16 protein-coding genes are annotated in these 16,636 nt (G+C 59.8%); 5 read left to right on the forward strand and 11 right to left on the reverse strand.

Annotated elements, in window-relative coordinates; all coding sequences use genetic code 11:
- Positions 1-3: 3 nt before the first annotated feature.
- The 4 genes from hpf to KGB23_RS03335 are packed head-to-tail and all read left to right on the forward strand — an operon-like array spanning position 4 to position 1,940.
- Positions 4-312: a ribosome hibernation-promoting factor, HPF/YfiA family gene (gene hpf / locus KGB23_RS03320; protein WP_007941242.1), complete on the forward strand. Its 309-nt coding sequence runs from the start codon at positions 4-6 to the stop codon at positions 310-312.
- Between the two features lie 12 nt (positions 313-324).
- The gene (gene ptsN / locus KGB23_RS03325) at positions 325-789 is read left to right on the forward strand and encodes a PTS IIA-like nitrogen regulatory protein PtsN (protein ID WP_056742951.1); all 465 of its coding nucleotides are present in this window, start codon (positions 325-327) and stop codon (positions 787-789) included.
- A 2-nt stretch (positions 790-791) separates the two neighbouring features.
- A complete protein-coding gene (gene rapZ, locus KGB23_RS03330) occupies positions 792-1,649 on the forward strand; it encodes an RNase adapter RapZ (RefSeq protein WP_033058000.1) in 858 nt (285 codons plus the stop codon).
- 15 nt (positions 1,650-1,664) lie between these two features.
- Positions 1,665-1,940 carry an HPr family phosphocarrier protein gene (locus tag KGB23_RS03335; protein WP_033058002.1) on the forward strand — a complete coding sequence of 92 codons (276 nt, stop codon included), beginning with the start codon at positions 1,665-1,667 and terminating at the stop codon, positions 1,938-1,940.
- A gap of 157 nt (positions 1,941-2,097) precedes the next feature.
- Here the strand turns inward: KGB23_RS03335 and KGB23_RS03340 are convergent, their stop codons facing one another.
- The 6 genes from KGB23_RS03340 to pmbA all read right to left on the reverse strand — a co-directional run bounded on the left by KGB23_RS03340 (position 2,098) and on the right by pmbA (position 7,336).
- The gene (locus KGB23_RS03340; RefSeq protein ID WP_223429866.1) at positions 2,098-2,991 is read right to left on the reverse strand and encodes a ZIP family metal transporter; all 894 of its coding nucleotides are present in this window, start codon (positions 2,989-2,991) and stop codon (positions 2,098-2,100) included.
- A gap of 30 nt (positions 2,992-3,021) precedes the next feature.
- Complete coding sequence (locus tag KGB23_RS03345; RefSeq protein ID WP_223429867.1) at positions 3,022-3,633, reverse strand: superoxide dismutase; 612 nt, start codon at positions 3,631-3,633, stop codon at positions 3,022-3,024.
- 1 nt (position 3,634) lies between these two features.
- Positions 3,635-4,063, reverse strand: coding sequence for a hypothetical protein (locus KGB23_RS03350; protein ID WP_223429868.1), 429 nt, complete (start codon positions 4,061-4,063; stop codon positions 3,635-3,637).
- A 27-nt stretch (positions 4,064-4,090) separates the two neighbouring features.
- Positions 4,091-5,467, reverse strand: a complete 1,377-nt coding sequence (locus KGB23_RS03355) for a class II fumarate hydratase (protein WP_223429869.1) — start codon at positions 5,465-5,467, stop codon at positions 4,091-4,093.
- Entirely contained in the window at positions 5,448-5,855 is a 408-nt protein-coding gene (locus KGB23_RS03360; protein ID WP_150658797.1) for a FagA protein, read from the reverse strand. The genes KGB23_RS03355 and KGB23_RS03360 overlap by 20 nt, the downstream gene beginning before the upstream one ends.
- A 134-nt stretch (positions 5,856-5,989) precedes the next feature.
- The gene (gene pmbA, locus KGB23_RS03365) at positions 5,990-7,336 is read right to left on the reverse strand and encodes a metalloprotease PmbA (RefSeq protein WP_046045848.1); all 1,347 of its coding nucleotides are present in this window, start codon (positions 7,334-7,336) and stop codon (positions 5,990-5,992) included.
- Positions 7,337-7,444: 108 nt separating this feature from the next.
- Here pmbA and yjgA point away from each other — a divergent pair, with 108 nt between their 5' ends.
- Positions 7,445-7,969 (forward strand): ribosome biogenesis factor YjgA, encoded by a 525-nt coding sequence (gene yjgA, locus KGB23_RS03370; protein ID WP_007901505.1) that lies wholly within the window; start codon positions 7,445-7,447, stop codon positions 7,967-7,969.
- A gap of 100 nt (positions 7,970-8,069) precedes the next feature.
- Here yjgA and tldD read toward each other — a convergent pair whose 3' ends face one another.
- The 5 genes from tldD to KGB23_RS03395 all read right to left on the reverse strand — a co-directional run bounded on the left by tldD (position 8,070) and on the right by KGB23_RS03395 (position 16,618).
- The gene (gene tldD, locus KGB23_RS03375) at positions 8,070-9,512 is read right to left on the reverse strand and encodes a metalloprotease TldD (protein ID WP_095129451.1); all 1,443 of its coding nucleotides are present in this window, start codon (positions 9,510-9,512) and stop codon (positions 8,070-8,072) included.
- A gap of 18 nt (positions 9,513-9,530) precedes the next feature.
- A complete protein-coding gene (locus KGB23_RS03380; protein ID WP_223429870.1) occupies positions 9,531-10,379 on the reverse strand; it encodes a carbon-nitrogen hydrolase family protein in 849 nt (282 codons plus the stop codon).
- A gap of 248 nt (positions 10,380-10,627) precedes the next feature.
- Positions 10,628-14,431, reverse strand: a complete 3,804-nt coding sequence (locus KGB23_RS03385; RefSeq protein ID WP_223429871.1) for a YhdP family protein — start codon at positions 14,429-14,431, stop codon at positions 10,628-10,630.
- Positions 14,432-14,506: 75 nt separating this feature from the next.
- Positions 14,507-15,964 carry a ribonuclease G gene (gene rng, locus KGB23_RS03390; protein WP_033058026.1) on the reverse strand — a complete coding sequence of 486 codons (1,458 nt, stop codon included), beginning with the start codon at positions 15,962-15,964 and terminating at the stop codon, positions 14,507-14,509.
- A 57-nt stretch (positions 15,965-16,021) separates the two neighbouring features.
- Positions 16,022-16,618, reverse strand: coding sequence for a Maf family protein (locus KGB23_RS03395; protein WP_223429872.1), 597 nt, complete (start codon positions 16,616-16,618; stop codon positions 16,022-16,024).
- Positions 16,619-16,636 lie beyond the last annotated feature (18 nt).

Consider the following 16,636-nt stretch of genomic DNA (forward strand, 5'->3'; position numbering starts at 1 on the left):
TGTATGCAAGTCAACATCAGTGGACACCAACTGGAAGTGACCGAACCTCTTCGCACCTACATCGGCGAAAAACTCGAACGATTAGAGAGGCATTTCGACAAGATCACCAACGTGCAGGTCACGATGACGGTCGAAAAGCTCAAGCAGAAAATCGAAGCCACGCTGCATATTCCCGGCAATGAAGTGGTCGCAAACGCGGAGCATACCGATATGTACGCGGCGATCGACGCACTGACCGACAAGCTGGATAAACAACTCAAAAAGCATAAGGAAAAGACCCAAAGCCTCCTTCAGGGCGCGACCGGTCGTTAACACTCCCAACCCATGATCCGACTTGAAAGTATCCTGACCCCCGGCCGTTCCCTCGTGAACGTGCCGGGCGGCAGTAAAAAGAAAGCCCTCGAGCAAATTGCCAACCTTATCCACAAAGAAGTGCCGGATCTGGAGATGCAAGATGTCTTCGAGGCTCTGATTGCCCGTGAAAAACTCGGTTCAACCGGTTTTGGCAACGGCATCGCCATTCCCCACTGCCGCCTGAAGGGCTGTACCTCACCCATCAGCGCCCTGATGCACCTTGATGCACCCATAGATTTCGACGCCATCGACGGTGCCCCGGTTGACCTGCTGTTCGTTCTGCTGGTCCCGGAAGCCGCTACCGATGCGCACCTGGAGTTACTGCGCCAGATCGCCAGCATGCTCGACCGCAAGGAAGTGCGCGAAAAACTGCGCAGCGCCCCGAGCAATGAAGCCTTGTATCAGGTTGTCCTGGACGAGCAAAACGGTCATTAATCATGCGCTTGATCATCGTCAGTGGCCGCTCCGGCTCAGGTAAAAGTACCGCACTCGATGTTCTCGAGGACAACGGCTACTACTGCATCGACAACCTGCCCGCCGGTCTGTTGCCGGAACTGGCCGAACGCGCGTTGATTCACACCGAGCTGGCACAACCGCTGGTTGCCGTATCCATCGATGCGCGTAACTTGCCGAGTCATTTGTCGCGGTTTCCCGAACTGCTGGAAGAAGTGCGCAGCCGGCACATCCAGTGTGATGTGCTTTATCTGGACGCCGATGAAGAAACCTTGCTCAAACGTTTCTCGGAAACCCGCCGTCGTCACCCGCTAAGCAATGCCAATCGCTCGCTGGCCGAGGCCATCAACGATGAGACCGCCCTGCTCGGGCCGATTGCCGACCTCGCCGATCTCAAAGTAAACACCACCAACCTGAACCTGTATCAGCTGCGAGATACCATCAAGCTGCGCCTGCTTAACCAGCCGGAACCCGGTACGGCGTTTCTGGTGGAGTCTTTCGGCTTCAAGCGTGGCATGCCGGTTGACGCTGATCTGGTGTTCGACGTGCGCTGCCTGCCGAACCCTTACTGGAAACCAGAGTTGCGCGATCAATCCGGGCTTGACCAACCGGTTGCCGAGTACCTGGCGGCACAGCCGGACGTCGAAGAGATGTTCCAGGACATCTCCACCTACTTGCTCAAGTGGCTACCACGCTTTGCCGCCAGCAACCGCGCTTATGTCACCATTGCCATTGGCTGCACCGGCGGCCATCACCGCTCCGTCTACCTGACCGAACGTCTGGGCCAGGCCCTGCAAAAATCCCTGAAGAACGTCCAGGTTCGCCACCGCGACCTCAGCTAAAGGATTCACACCGCGATGCCTGCTCTGGAAATTGAAATCATCAACAAGCTGGGCCTGCATGCCCGCGCTTCTGCAAAATTCGTTGGCGTCGCCGGTGAATTCAAGGATTGCACGATCAGAGTAGGACGCACGCCGGAATCCACGGTCGACGGAAAAAGCATCATGGCAATGATGATGCTCGCTGCGGGCAAGGGCACCAAAATCCACCTGAGCACCGAAGGTGAACAGGCTGATGAGGCGCTGCAGGCATTGGTGAACTTGATCAATGACTACTTCGGCGAAGGCGAATAACGCCTCGCCCTGTAGCAGCTGCCGAAGGCTGCGTTCGGCTGCGCAGCAGTCGTAAATGCACGCACGATTGAACTGACGCACCACCGATTTCGAACTGGCGACTGCTTCGCAGCCGAACGCAGGCTTCGCCAGCTGCTACAAAGTTCGCGTTCAGCCGCTAAGCGAGCGCTGTATCCATCACCATCATCAAGCAAAACCCGATCAGCAACCCAAGACTTGCAAGCTTGTCGTGACCATTACGGCGCGACTCGGGAATGACTTCATGGGTGACCACCAGCAACATTGCCCCGGCCGCCAGCGCCAACCCCAAGGGCAACAACAATTCGGCCAGGCTCACTAGCCAGGCGCACAACAACGCGAAGACCGGCTCGACCAGACCTGACGCGGCACCCATCAGGAACGCCTTGACCCGCGACATCCCTGCCCCGGCCAATACCAGCGCGATCACCAGACCTTCCGGCACATCCTGCAAGGCGATGCCCATGGCCAGGCTATCGGCGTCGGGCATGCCACCCCCCGCCGACACACCGACCGCCATGCCTTCGGGGATGTTGTGGGCAATGATCGCAAACACAAACAACCAGACTCGCGGCGGGATGACCGGTCGCTCCAGCGTGCCTACGAGCATTTCCGGCGACGCACCTGACACCTTGCGATCAACCAGGAACAATCCGAACGCACCCAGCATGATGCCGAAACTGATCAGTCCGCTGGCCGCCCAAGGCGTCAGCCCCAGGTTTTCAGCAGCAGATATCCCCGGAACGATCAACGAAAACGCTGTCGCCGCGAGCATCACCCCGGCCCCGAAGCCGAGCAGCGTATCGCTGACCGCCTGAGGCATCCGTCGAATCACCAGCACGGGCACCGCGCCCAAGGCTGTGCCCAGAGCGCAGATCGCCCCGCCTTGCAGCGCGCGCAGCAGTTTCGGCTCGAGGTCCAGCCACGCCAAGCCTTGGGCAACCAATAACGTCATGCCTGCCAGCAGTAACAGCGATCCGAATGCGTAACGAAACATTCGTCCACTACCGATCGCCAGTGTTTCAGTGCCCATAGCCAGCCTTGGATTGTTTTTGCAGAAGTCTTAAATCAGTGCAGCCTGATAGCGCGTAGCGACTTCAGGCCAATTGATCACGTTGTAAAACGCGTTGATGTATTCCGGGCGACGGTTCTGGTATTGCAGGTAATACGCGTGCTCCCAGACATCCAGGCCAAGGATTGGCGTATTACCGTTCATCAATGGACTGTCCTGATTGCCGCTGCTTTCAACGACTAGCGTCTTTTGCGGCGTCACACTGAGCCACGCCCAGCCGCTGCCGAAACGAGTCAGCGCGGCTTTGGTGAAGGCTTCCTTGAAACTGCTCAGGCCGCCCAGCTGCTCATCGATCGCCTCAGCCAGGGAGCCTTCAGGATTACCGCCGCCGTTGGGCGCCATCACTTCCCAGAACAGCGAATGGTTGGCATGCCCGCCGCCCTGATTAATCACCGCCGCGCGCAGCTTCTCCGGCAGTTGCTGGACAGCTGACACCAGTTTCTCCACCGGCCACTCGGAAAACTCGGTGCCTTCCACCGCAGCGTTGAGGTTGTTGATGTAAGTCTGGTGGTGCTTGGTGTAGTGGATTTCCATGGTCTGCGCATCGATGTGCGGCTCCAGGGCGTCGTAGGCGTAGGGCAAGGCAGGCAGGGTAAAAGCCATTTCAATGAACTCCATGATGTAGAGGCGCAGGCGAGGCGGCATCGATGTGCAGCAATCGATGCGTACGCGGGTATTCACCGTGTTCGCTGATGAAATTCAGCAGCTCGACGTAGGTTTTGCTGCTCTGGCGCAACGCTGCTTCACGCAGGGCCGGCGCCAGTCGTGGGTCCTGCATGGTCTGCAACAATCGCTGATAGATGGCGCACAGGTACTCGGCGCTCTCCTCGGGCTGGTTCAGACGCAAATGCAGATCCGCCAGGTTGTGATGGGAAATCACGCAGGCCGCCACCGCTTCGTCGGCATCCGCCCAGCGCTCGAACAACACCTGGGCCAGAGCCAATGCCTGCAAGTAAGCCTCGCGGGCATCGACGTATTCGCCCAGCATGAAACAACGATTTGCCCGTTCGATCGTGCGTTTCCAGTGTTCCATGGTGAGCCTCCAAAGCGGTTGCGGTGGTTACACGCCGCCTGCGGTGAGTTTTTCCGGGTCCAGCAAAACCTCAAGCTGGCTGCGGGTCAGGTCGGTGTGTTCGAGAGCGACATCGATCACCGGACGGCCCTGTTGATAGGCCTTCTTAGCGATCTCTGCAGCTTTTTGGTAACCAATGATCGGGTTGAGTGCGGTGACCAGGATCGGGTTACGCGACAGCGCTTCCTTGAGCCTGGCTTCGTTGACCTTGAAGCTGGCGATGGCCTTTTCACCCAGCAGATGGCTTGAGTTGGCCAGCAATTCGATGCTGCTCAGCAGGTTCTGGGCGATGATCGGCAGCATCACGTTCAGCTCGAAATTGCCCGACTGACCGGCGATGGTGATAACCGTGTCATTGCCGATGACCTGAGCGGCGACCATGGCAGTCGCTTCCGGGATCACCGGGTTGACCTTGCCAGGCATGATCGAAGAACCCGGCTGCAAGGCTTCGAGCTCGATTTCACCAAGACCGGCCAGCGGGCCGGAGTTCATCCAGCGCAGGTCGTTGGCGATTTTCATCAGCGAAACGGCCGTGGCCTTGAGCTGACCGGAAACGCTGACCGCCGTGTCCTGAGAGCCGATCAGCGCAAACAGATCCTCACCCGGCTGGAATTGCACCTGAGTCAGCTTGCTCAGTTGCTCACTGAAACGCGCCGCGAATTGCGGATGAGCGTTGATGCCGGTGCCCACCGCAGTGCCGCCCTGGGCCAAGGATTGCAGACTCGGCAGCAGATCCTGCAGATGACCGATGTTGGCCTTGAGCTGCTGCGCCCAACCGTTGAGCACCTGGCTCATGCGCACCGGCATCGCGTCCATCAAGTGAGTGCGACCGGTTTTGACGTGGTGATGAACCTCTTCGGCCTTGCCCTCGATCACCTGAACCAGACGCACCAGTGCCGGCAACAATTGCTCGTGCAACGCCAACGCAGCACTGACGTGGATGGTGGTCGGGATGATGTCGTTGCTGCTTTGGCCGCAATTGACGTGATCGTTGGGGTTCACCGGCTCGCCGAGCAGTCGGCTGGCCAGGGTGGCGATCACTTCGTTGGCGTTCATGTTCGAACTGGTGCCGGAACCGGTCTGGAAGATATCCACCGGAAAATGCTGCATGAAGTCGCTTTGGAGCAGGCCCAGCGCCGCATCGACGATGGCAGTGCCCTGGGATTCGCTGATTTGCTCGAGCTCGACGTTGGCTCGGGCAGCGGCGGCCTTGGCCAGGATCAGCGCGCGAATGAACTGCACGGGCATTGGTTTGCCGCTGATGGGAAAGTTATCCACCGCGCGCTGGGTCTGTGCGCCATAAAGCGCGTCCACCGGCACTTGAAGTTCGCCCATGCTGTCGCGTTCAATGCGTGTCTTGGTCATCAGAAAATCCTTGCACCAGTTCTATGAGAGGAATCGAGGGCTGCAACTCGCAGGTCGCCAGTTGCCAGGTGTAGCTCTGCCAGCGCTTGAGGCGGCATTTGCACAGAGAGAGGCGTTCCAGATCGCGCAACGGCCGCCAGGCCTGGTCCAGACAAAAGGTGCGCCAGTGCCAGGGCAGCGCGACATCGGCGGCGGTGTCGAGTAACAGGCGGAAAGTAGTTTCGGCGATGGTCCAGGGAGAGGTTGCCGTGCAGCAGGCGAGATACCGACCTTCGGCCAGGTAATGTTCGATCAGGCGAGGCTCGTCAGGGTCCATCGCGCAACGGATCTGGCGACTCATCCAGCGCCAGCTTTCGAGGTAAGGCTGCTCGTGCAAGGCAGAACTCATGATCCGGGCTCATTCGGTAATGAGATTTATTATTAGATGATAATGAGAACCAAAACAACCTCGAGAAAATCGGCACAAAAAAAGGCGCGTCACCCAACGATGGGTGACGCGCCTTTTTGCGTAACGGTTAAGCGTTAGCTGCCGGCTACCGTCATCCGCTCGATCAGCACCGAACCTGTACGAATGTTGCTGCGCAGTTCCAGGTCATTACCGACGGCAACGATCTGTTTGAACATGTCACGCATGTTGCCGGCGATGGTCACCTCCTGAACCGCAAACTGGATTTCGCCATTCTCGACCCAGTAACCCGCCGCGCCACGGGAGTAATCGCCCGTGACCATGTTCAGGCCCTGGCCCATCAATTCAGTCACCAGCAGGCCGCGGCCCATGCGGCGCAGCAAGGCTGCCTGATCTTCGTCGCCATGGGTGACGAACAGGTTGTGCACGCCACCAGCGTTGGCAGTGCTCGGCATCCCGAGCTTACGGCCCGAGTACGTGCCGAGAATGTACGAGACCAACTCGCCTTTTTCGACGAATGGTTTGGCGTAAGTGGCCAGACCATCGCCATCGAACGCCGAACTGCCCATGGCGCGCATCAAGTGCGGACGCTCATCGATGGTCAGCCATTCCGGGAACAGTTTCTGCCCCAGCGTGCCTTCAAGGAACGAGGATTTGCGATACAGACTGCCGCCGGAAATCGCCGACAGAAAACTCCCGAACAAACCACCGGCCAGCTCTGCGGAAAACAACACCGGCACTTCGCAGGTCGGCACTGGACGCGCGCCCAGACGGCTCGCCGCCCGTTGCGCAGCACGTTGGCCGATGCTCTCCGGAGAGGCCAGCAAATTGCCCTGACGGTTCACGTCGTACCAGTAATCGCGCTGCATCTGGCCGTCGGCCTCGGCGATCATCACGCAACTCAGGCTGTGCCGGGTCGACGCGTATCCGCCGATAAAACCGTGGCTGTTGCCGTAAACGCGGCAGCCCTGATGGGTGCTGAGGGTGGTGCCATCGGCGTTCTTGATCCGGCTGTCGGTGGCAAACGCCGCCGCTTCACAGGCCAGGGCCTGCTCGATGGCTTGCTCCGGGGTGATGTCCCATTGGTGGAACAGGTCGAAATCCTGCAGATCCTTGGCCATCAGCGCAGCATCCGCCAGGCCCGAAGCTTCGTCTTCAGACGTGTGCTTGGCGATGGCCAATGCGGCGGCGACGGTTTCGCGAATCGCCTCCGGACCACTGGCGGACGTGCTGGCCGAGCCCTTGCGCTGGCCAACGTACAAGGTGATGCCGAAGCCCTGATCGCGGTTGAATTCGACGGTTTCGACTTCACGCTGACGCACCGAGGTCGACAGGCCCTGCTCCAGGGACACCGCCACTTCACAGGCACTGGCACCCTGGCGCTTGGCTTCAGCGATGATCTGCTCGACTTGTTCTTGCAGTGCCGGCAACGCTTGTGGGCCGACGCTTTCAACTGCACTCATGCTGTTCTCCACTCAAATTCTGCTTTCGGCTAGGGCCTTCGAGCGACCGGGCCGGACAAGCGGCCCCCGACTGGTTATCATGGCGGCGTTTCTTTGCGGACGGCCACCATGGTTGATTCTTACGACGACTCCCTCGATACGGGAGAAAAAAGCAAATCCCAGGTTAAACGCGAGCTTCATGCTCTGGTTGACCTTGGCGAGCGCCTTACAACACTCAAGCCTGACTTGCTGGCAAAACTGCCGTTGACCGACGCTATGCGCCGGGCCCTGGCCGATGCGCCAAAGCACACCGCGAATATCGCGCGTAAACGGCACCTTATGTTCATCGGCAAACTGATGCGCGATCAGGACACTGACGCCATTCTGACTCTGCTCGATCAACTGGATGCCTCCACTCGGCAGTACAACGAACGTTTCCATGGTCTGGAACGCTGGCGCGATCGCTTGATCGCGGGCGACGATGCAGTCCTGGAGAAGTTCGTGCTCGACTACCCGGAGGCTGATCGTCAGCAATTGCGCTCCCTGATCCGTCAGGCCCAGCACGAACTGGCGACCAACAAGCCACCGGCATCGAGCCGTAAAATCTTCAAGTACATCCGTGAGCTGGACGAGACTCAACGCGGTCTGCGTTAAGTCACCGCAGCCCTTGTAGGAGCTGCCACAGGCTGCGATCTTTTGATCTTAAAAAGCAAAGATCGCAGCTTGCGGCAGCTCCTACAGGAGTTGTATTTCCTTACGACCCCGTGCCACCCACAGTGATCGCATCGATTTTCAGCGTTGGCTGGCCGACACCCACCGGCACCGACTGCCCATCCTTGCCACACGTCCCCACGCCGCTGTCCAGCGCCAGATCGTTACCGACCATCGACACTTTGCTCATGGCTTCCGGCCCGTTGCCGATCAACGTCGCGCCTTTGACCGGGGCAGTGATTTTGCCGTCTTCGATCAGGTACGCCTCGCTGGTGGAAAACACGAATTTGCCGCTGGTGATATCCACCTGACCGCCGCCGAGGTTGGCGCAGTAGATGCCCCGCTTCACCGAAGCGATGATTTCTGCCGGGTCGCTTTCGCCCGCCAGCATGTAGGTGTTGGTCATGCGCGGCATCGGCAGGTGCGCATAGGACTCGCGACGACCGTTACCGGTTCGGGCCACGCCCATCAGACGGGCATTGAGCTTGTCCTGCATGTAGCCCTTGAGTACGCCGTTTTCGATCAGTGTCGTGCACTCGGTCGGGGTGCCTTCATCATCGACGCTCAGGGAACCGCGACGACCGGCCAGCGTGCCGTCATCGACGATGGTGCAAAGCTTGGACGCAACCATCTCGCCCATACGACCGCTGTACGCCGAACTGCCCTTGCGGTTGAAGTCGCCTTCCAGACCGTGGCCGACCGCTTCGTGCAGCAACACACCGGACCAGCCCGAACCCAATACCACCGGCAACGTACCGGCCGGCGCAGGAATGGCTTCCAGATTCACCAACGCCTGACGCAGCGCTTCACGGGCGTAGCTCATGGCGCGGTCATCGCTGAGGAAATAACGGTAATCGGTACGACCGCCACCGCCATGACCGCCGCGCTCACGGCGGCCGTTCTGCTCGACGATCACGCTGACGTTAAAGCGCACCAACGGCCGAACATCGGCGGCCAGGCCACCGTCGGTAGAAGCCACGAGGATTCGCTCCCAGACGCCAGCCATGCTCACGGTGACTTGCTGGATACGCGTGTCGAGGGCGCGAGTCGCGACGTCGATGCGTTTGAGCAGTTCGACCTTCTCGGCACGGGTCATCACTTCCAACGGATTGTCCGGCCCGTACAACTGGGCGACATCCTGAGTCGTGAAGGCTTGCACCGTGCCGTTCTGACCAGCGCGGGAGATCGAACGTGCAGCACGGGCCGCGGCGCCGAGGGCTTCCAGGGTAATGGCATTGCTGTAGGCAAAACCGGTTTTTTCACCCGATTGCGCTCGCACACCGACACCTTGGTCAAGATTGAAGCTGCCTTCCTTGACGATCCCGTCTTCCAGCGCCCAAGACTCGGAAATCTGCCCCTGGAAATACAGGTCGGCAGCATCGATGCCCGGGCCGGCCAGATCGCCGAGTACACCTTGCAGGCTCTCGATCGTTACGCCGCCGGGCGCCAGGAGGTGTTCACTGACTGAGGACAACAACTCGCTCATATGCTTTACGCCTTAAATTCATCGTTCTGAGGCAGGTCGCCGGGCGCCCTGCGAGAAAAAGCGCCGGTGACTGGACACCGGCATCCGCGCCCTGATGGACGCCTGTTCGCTGCTATCGCGTTCGGCCAGCAGCACGGCCTCGCCTTGATCCTGTTGCGCCAGCACACGTCCCCACGGGTCGATAATCGCGGCATGGCCAAAGGTTTCTCGTGGCCCCGGATGCGTCCCACCCTGGGCAGCCGCGAGCATATAACATTGAGTTTCGATGGCTCGCGCGCGAATCAATACATCCCAATGCGCCGCGCCGGTCACCGCGGTAAAGGCCGACGGCGCGGTAATCAACTCTGCACCGGCAGCGCGTAATTCGCTGTACAGCTCCGGGAAGCGCAGGTCGTAACACACCGTCAGCCCGACTCGACCGACGGGCGTGTCCGCCACGACTACCCCACTGCCATAAGCATAGTCATCGGATTCGCGATAACGCCCGCGATTGTCCGCCACATCGACGTCGAAAAGGTGCAACTTGTCATACCGTGCAACGGTTTCGCCGCGGTCATCCACCAGCAGCGAGCAGGCATGCACTTTGGCCGTCGGTTGATCCACCGGCGGCAACGGCAAGGTGCCGGCCACTATCCATAACTTGAGGTCGCGGGCGGTCTGTTTCAACCATGGCAGGATCGGGCCTTCACCCAATGCCTCGGCGCGGCCGATGTCGGCAATGTCGCGACGGCCCATGGCGGCGAAGTTTTCCGGCAGTACGGCAAGCTGCGCACCACCGGCTGCCGCTTGCTCAAGCAGCCGACGGGCCTGGGCCAGATTGGCCAGCACATCGCTCTGGCTGACCATTTGAATCACCGCTACAGACATGGCCTTTCCTTTTTGAAATCTGTACACCGACCTGTATCAGCTGCCGAAGGCTGCGTCCGGTTCGGGCCGCGTTCGGACGCAGCAGTCGTAAAATCAGACACCGCGGTCTTTCAGATAAACCGTGCATCCCGGATTTACGACTGCTGCGCAGCCGGACGCAGGCTTCGCCAGCTGCTACAGGGGATCTGCGCCGCTATGTATGGCCATGCTACTCCATCGGCCAAGGACGTGGGCTCTGAGAAAGAAGGTCAAAAAGGCTTGTCGTAGGTGATTTTCGGCTCTTTCCACGGCCCCTTGACGGTGTATTGGACGCTGGCGAAACGCGCCACACGGTCACCGATCAGCTTGTCGATCAGGAACAGCGCGCCGCCGATAGCCGGTGCACCGACGATCAGCGCGGCAATCGGCAGGTTGTTGGTTACTGGCAAAGTCACCAGCAACTTGGCGTCGATCTGGTCACCCACCAGGTTCAGAGTGCCGTTGAGCTCAACATTGCTCGACGGGCCGGTCATCTGGATCGGCTCCTTGGTCACGTAAACGCCGTTGGTCGCGACCAACAAACCCTTGACCCGGTCATAACTCAGGCCTTTGCCAAACAAGTCAGAAAAGTCCAGACGCAGCCGGCGGCCGATGGAGTTGAAGTTCAGCAAGCCAAACACTCGCAACGCCTGGGCGCTGCCCTCAACTTCAACAAACTGGCCTTTTTTCAGCGAAGCATCGAGGGTTCCAGAGAAGCGCTTGCTGGCCAGCCAGGCCGGCGAACCGGGCCAGCGACCATCGACATCCATATGAAAATCTTCGCTGGTGACACTCGGCGCAAAGCCCCAGCCCTTCAGTACATCGGCGAGGTTCTTGCCGCTGATCCGGCCCTTGTACCAACTGCTGCTGGATCCGGGCGTGCCTTCCCAACCGCCGCTGCCCTGCAGGAGAATGCCCTTGAGGCCCAGATCCAGCGTATTAAGCGCAATGCCCTTGGCGGTCGGACGGACTTTCAGATACCAGGCCCCGACGAGGTCTTTGCCCTGGAACAGCTGATTGATGGTGATATCCATTGCCGGGATCTTCGTCGGATCCACCGAGGCCAGCGGATCCGGCGAATTTTCGTCGGCCAGGACCGTCGGGTCAGGCGCCGGCAAACGCACGTATTGCAGATTGATCGCAATCGGCGCGGCTTTCGCATCGGGGATGCTGGCGCTGCCCTTGACCTGCTGACTGTCGAGTTGCAAGGCCCACGCGGCGGGTTTGCGGTTCAACTGTACGGAAGCCTGATCGAGCGTAGTGCCGACACCGCTGAGCTTGCCAATCTTGAAATCCGCACCGCTGAGCAACTGTTTGGCGTTGCCGCCCGCATCCTGGCCGGCGTACTTGTCTACCAGGTCCTTCCAGGGGCCGACGTCCAGTTCCGACAGCACGCCGCGCACCCGCAGGCCTTTGGCGCCGGGTAGCACGGCATTACCGCCACCCAGGAACAACTCGCCACGACCGTCGGCAAAATTGCCGGGCGGCGCCGCAAACGTGAAGTTCGCCAGCTCACCGTAGTTGACCCAGTAGCGCCGCTCGGGCCCCTGCAGGGTCATGCGGAACGTGGTGTCGCGGCCGACGTCGGCCGCCATGCCGAACGGTGCCGGCAAATCGATTGCTACGCCCTTGAGGTTGGAGCTGACCATCAATTGACTGTCGGCCCCATCAAGGTTCAATTGCAGCTGATAAGGGATCACACCGGACACTGGCAACGGCTGAGTCACACTCAGCCAATCAGTCAGTTTCTTGACCTCGACCTGGCCCGAGGCGGCGACGCGAGTCTTGAGGGTGCCGGGACCGCCATCGGCGAAAATCTGTGCAGTAACCGGTTTATCAAAGGCGCGCGCGGTGATGTTTTGCCCGCTCAAACCCTTGGTGCTGTCGAAACGGAAATCGCCCTTGAGCTGAGTCAGCTCCAGAGTTGGCTCGGCCAGTTTCAGACGGGCGTTGGCGGTCTTGAAGTCGACGAGGATCTTCGGCTGCTCGCCTTTGACCAATGGAATGTCCAGTTTCAGTTTGCCCCGCAGATCGCCCTCGCCTTCCCAACCGGCAAAGGTGGCGGCGGTGCCGATCGGTGCTTCCTGGAGAATCTTCAGGCCATCGCCCAACCCGCCGGCGAATCCGCCGTCGAGGAACAGATGGACGTTTTGCCCCGCTGGCGCACGGGGAATATTGACGTAAATGTCGCTGACCTGGGTATTGAGCAACTGCCCCTTGCTGGCCAGGATCCGCACACCGCTGTCTTCAACAAACACGTCCCCCGTGACTTTGCTGACATGTGGCCAGCCTGGCTGGAAGGCCAGTTCGGCGTCGTGAACCTTGAAGAACAGGCTGATGCTGCGGGCCGTCTCGGCGGCCCCGTGGTTCAGCGAACCCTGGTACTGGAAGAAGCCTTCGTCCACCGCACCTTTGAGAATCGCCGTACGCAGCCATTCGTCCAGCCCCGGGCTGAGCAGTGTAGGCAAGTACTTGGCGGTGTAGCGCCCGTCGCCGTCCACCAGACCGACCCGCAGGTCCATGTAGTCTTCCTGGGTGTGGTCGAAATGCAGACGGATCAGGAAGTCGCCGGCAATCTTGCCCTCCTCGCCCAGCACCTTCAGGTACGGCGCGATCAAAGTGAAGGCGTCTTTATCGAGTTTCCAGGTCAGTCGGGCATTGGCCTGAATGTACTGCCATGGCTTGGCGAAAATCGGGTCCAGGTGCAGGGAAAAATCCTTGCTGTCCATGCGCAGCTCACCACCGCCCAGATCACCGCTGATGCTGCCACTGACATTTCGCGCCGCCGGAGCACCGTGATAGGCATCGAAGCCGACCCGATCCAGGTTGGCGGCAAAGCTGAACTTGCTGTCGTCGGTGGCAGTGGGTCGGAAGTCGATCAGTACGTTGCGCAGGCCACCCGTCACTTTGAGTCGCTCGACGGCGGTGGCGACGCCCTCGGGCAGCGGCCCCAATGCATTCAGTATCGGGGTGATCGGGGTGAGATCGAGGCGGTCGGCTTGCAGATGCCAAAGCTCTTCAGTCTTGTCGGTCGCCGCGTTTTGTTTGAATTGCAGATGCGATTCCCAACGAGTCTCGCCAAGGCTCATGGCCAGCGAATCCAGGGTTACCAGCACGCCTTCAGAGCTGCGCTGGAAATAGCCATTGAGCGCCAGATTGTTGATCTGGATCGGCTTGCGCTCGGCGTACGCGCCCTTGAGTTGCGGCGCGTTCAAGCGAATCGCAGCACTTTGCAGGGCACCCTTGCTCCAGTTCACCCAAAGCTCGCCGCCGGCCTTGAACTCGGAAAAATTCCATTGTTGGGTCACGCGCTCAGGCAACCATTTCGACCAGTCGCTTTGCGGCAGGCTCAAATACGCTTCGGCCTCGCCGTCTTTCCATTCGCTGGCGCGCAGACGAGTACGCAGACTGATGGCCACCGGTTGTCCGTCGGGCAGAGTCAAACGGGCGTCGAGGCGCTGGCGGGAGACGCCGGTTTTCAGATTCAAGCCGACGTAAGTCAGGGTCAGCGGTTGCTCTTGCAGTGGCTGCAAAGTGACCTGGCTATCGAGTACCGACAGTTGCTGAACCATCTGCATGCGATTGAGCAATTGCTCAGGATCCAGCGGCTGATCCTGCTGCACCGGCAAACCTTCCAGCGCCCAATGGCCGTCCTCGCCTTCTTTGAGGCTGATCTTCAGGCCCCTGAGTTCCAGGTGAGCGATGCGCACTTCGCGAGCCATCAGACTGGCCCAAAGATCCGGCACCGCGCGCACCTGATCCAGACGCAGGGCATTGGCGCCCTCGCCGACCATCACGTCGTGAGCCAGCATGATCGGAGCAAAGCCGCTCCAGTTGCCTTCCAGTTCGCCGATGTTCAGCGGCATGCCCAAGGCAGCGCTGGCTTTGGCTTCGACTTCGGCACGGTACTCGGCCACCAGCGGCGTCAGCTCTCGGCCGAGGCTGACGTACAACGCCATCAACACCAATACCAACGCACACAGCCCCAGACCCCAGCGGGTCAGTGCGGCCAAAATGCGTGTCAGACGTTCCATGTCAGTTGGCTCCCATGGCAAAAATGCTGCAAAAAGCTGAGGCCAGCCGTTCTAGCAGGGTTGAAATACAGCGATTCAGAGCAGCACCACGTCGTATTGTTCCTGGGAATACATGGTTTCCACCTGGAACCGGATGGTGCGTCCGATAAAACCTTCGAGCTCGGCGACATTGCCCGACTCTTCATCGAGCAAACGGTCGACCACTTTCTGGTTTGCCAATACACGATAGCCTTCCGCCTGATAGGCGCGAGCTTCTCGGAGGATTTCGCGGAAAATCTCGTAGCAAACGGTTTCCGGCGTCTTGAGCTTGCCGCGTCCCTGACAGCTGCTGCACGGTTCGCACAGCACTTGCTCAAGACTTTCGCGGGTGCGCTTGCGAGTCATCTGTACCAGGCCCAACTCGGTGATGCCGATGATGTTGGTCTTGGCGTGATCGCGCTCCAGTTGCTTCTCGAGCGTGCGCAGCACCTGACGTTGGTGCTCTTCATCTTCCATGTCGATGAAGTCGATGATGATGATCCCGCCCAGGTTGCGCAGGCGCAGCTGACGAGCGATGGCGGTCGCGGCTTCGAGGTTGGTCTTGAAGATGGTTTCTTCGAGGTTGCGATGACCGACGAACGCCCCGGTGTTGACATCGATGGTGCTCATGGCTTCCGCCGGATCGACCACCAGATAACCGCCGGATTTCAGCGGGACTTTACGCTCCAGGGCTTTCTGGATTTCGTCTTCGACGCCGTACAGGTCGAAGATCGGCCGTTCGCCAGGGTAATGCTCAAGACGATCGGCGATTTCCGGCATCAGCTCGGCGACGAACTGCGTGGTTTTCTGGAAGGTTTCCCGGGAGTCGATCCGGATCTTCTCGATCTTCGGGCTCACCAGGTCACGCAAGGTGCGCAGCGCCAGGCCGAGGTCTTCGTAGATCACACTCGGCGCGCTGATGGTTTTGATTTGCTCGTTGATCTGATCCCAGAGACGACGCAGGTAGCGAATGTCCATCAGGATTTCATCGGCACCGGCACCTTCGGCAGCGGTACGCAGGATGAAGCCACCGGCCTCTTGGATGCCTTCTTTGGCCACGCAATCGGTGACCACTTGCTTGAGTCGTTCGCGCTCGGCTTCGTCTTCGATCTTCAACGAAATGCCGACGTGTGCAGTGCGCGGCATGTACACCAGATAACGCGACGGGATAGACAACTGAGTCGTCAGGCGTGCGCCTTTGGAGCCAATCGGGTCCTTGGTGACTTGCACCACCAGGCTCTGACCCTCGTGAACCAGAGCGCTGATGCTCTCGACCGCAGGGCCTTCGCGCAGGGAGATTTCCGAGGCGTGAATGAACGCTGCGCGGTCCAGACCAATGTCGACGAATGCCGCCTGCATGCCCGGCAATACCCGCACGACCTTGCCTTTATAGATGTTGCCGACGATCCCGCGCTTTTGCGTGCGCTCGACGTGGACCTCTTGCAGAACACCGTTTTCAACCACCGCCACGCGCGATTCCATCGGCGTGATGTTGATCAGGATCTCTTCACTCATGGCAGGGTCTCGTTCAGGCATGTTCACGATAATGGCCGCATCTTGTCAGTACGACGCTCAACGCGCGTTAAGGGTTTGCCAACAGGGTATGCCGAAATGGCCAAGCAGCTCAGCGGTTTCGCACAGCGGTAACCCGACTACCGCCGAGTAACTGCCATTGAGCCCGGCGACAAACACCGCGCCGAGTCCTTGAATGCCGTAACCGCCGGCCTTGTCTTGCGGCTCGCCGCTGGCCCAGTAGGCCACCGCTTCATCGCGATTGATGTTGCGAAAACGCACCAGACTGCGCACCACCCGAGACTCGCAACGCTCACCTTCTCGCACCGCAATCGCCGTCAGGACTTCATGTTCACACCCGGACAACATCATAAGCATGGCGCACGCCTCGGCTTCATCAACCGGCTTGCCGAGAATTTTTCCATCCAGCACCACGGCGGTGTCGGCGCCCAGCACGCAAAAATCTGCGTCGGACACGACAGTCCCGCGCCCGGCCTCGGCTTTGCCGCGCGCCAGGCGCTCGACATAGGCCGACGGGGATTCATCTTCTAAAGGGGTTTCATCGATCTCCGCACTGATGGCGGAGAACGGCACGCCGATCTGCGTGAGCAGTTCACGCCGACGCGGCGAGCCTGAGGCGAGGTACAGCTGTTTCATCAAGACATCTCCCTTGTT

The organism is Pseudomonas sp. GL-B-26, assembly GCF_019947405.1.
Taxonomy (GTDB): Bacteria; Pseudomonadota; Gammaproteobacteria; order Pseudomonadales; family Pseudomonadaceae; genus Aquipseudomonas.

Excerpts from the sequence above, each read along its gene's own strand:
- hpf (WP_007941242.1), top strand. The coding sequence starts at position 4 with ATGCAAGTCAACATCAGTGGACACCAACTGGAAGTGACCGAACCTCTT.
- ptsN (WP_056742951.1), top strand. The coding sequence starts at position 325 with ATGATCCGACTTGAAAGTATCCTGACCCCCGGCCGTTCCCTCGTGAAC.
- rapZ (WP_033058000.1), top strand. The coding sequence starts at position 792 with ATGCGCTTGATCATCGTCAGTGGCCGCTCCGGCTCAGGTAAAAGTACC.
- KGB23_RS03335 (WP_033058002.1), top strand. The coding sequence starts at position 1,665 with ATGCCTGCTCTGGAAATTGAAATCATCAACAAGCTGGGCCTGCATGCC.
- KGB23_RS03340 (WP_223429866.1), bottom strand. The coding sequence starts at position 2,991 with ATGGGCACTGAAACACTGGCGATCGGTAGTGGACGAATGTTTCGTTAC.
- KGB23_RS03345 (WP_223429867.1), bottom strand. The coding sequence starts at position 3,633 with ATGGCTTTTACCCTGCCTGCCTTGCCCTACGCCTACGACGCCCTGGAG.
- KGB23_RS03350 (WP_223429868.1), bottom strand. The coding sequence starts at position 4,063 with ATGGAACACTGGAAACGCACGATCGAACGGGCAAATCGTTGTTTCATG.
- KGB23_RS03355 (WP_223429869.1), bottom strand. The coding sequence starts at position 5,467 with ATGACCAAGACACGCATTGAACGCGACAGCATGGGCGAACTTCAAGTG.
- KGB23_RS03360 (WP_150658797.1), bottom strand. The coding sequence starts at position 5,855 with ATGAGTTCTGCCTTGCACGAGCAGCCTTACCTCGAAAGCTGGCGCTGG.
- pmbA (WP_046045848.1), bottom strand. The coding sequence starts at position 7,336 with ATGAGTGCAGTTGAAAGCGTCGGCCCACAAGCGTTGCCGGCACTGCAA.
- yjgA (WP_007901505.1), top strand. The coding sequence starts at position 7,445 with ATGGTTGATTCTTACGACGACTCCCTCGATACGGGAGAAAAAAGCAAA.
- tldD (WP_095129451.1), bottom strand. The coding sequence starts at position 9,512 with ATGAGCGAGTTGTTGTCCTCAGTCAGTGAACACCTCCTGGCGCCCGGC.
- KGB23_RS03380 (WP_223429870.1), bottom strand. The coding sequence starts at position 10,379 with ATGTCTGTAGCGGTGATTCAAATGGTCAGCCAGAGCGATGTGCTGGCC.
- KGB23_RS03385 (WP_223429871.1), bottom strand. The coding sequence starts at position 14,431 with ATGGAACGTCTGACACGCATTTTGGCCGCACTGACCCGCTGGGGTCTG.
- rng (WP_033058026.1), bottom strand. The coding sequence starts at position 15,964 with ATGAGTGAAGAGATCCTGATCAACATCACGCCGATGGAATCGCGCGTG.
- KGB23_RS03395 (WP_223429872.1), bottom strand. The coding sequence starts at position 16,618 with ATGAAACAGCTGTACCTCGCCTCAGGCTCGCCGCGTCGGCGTGAACTG.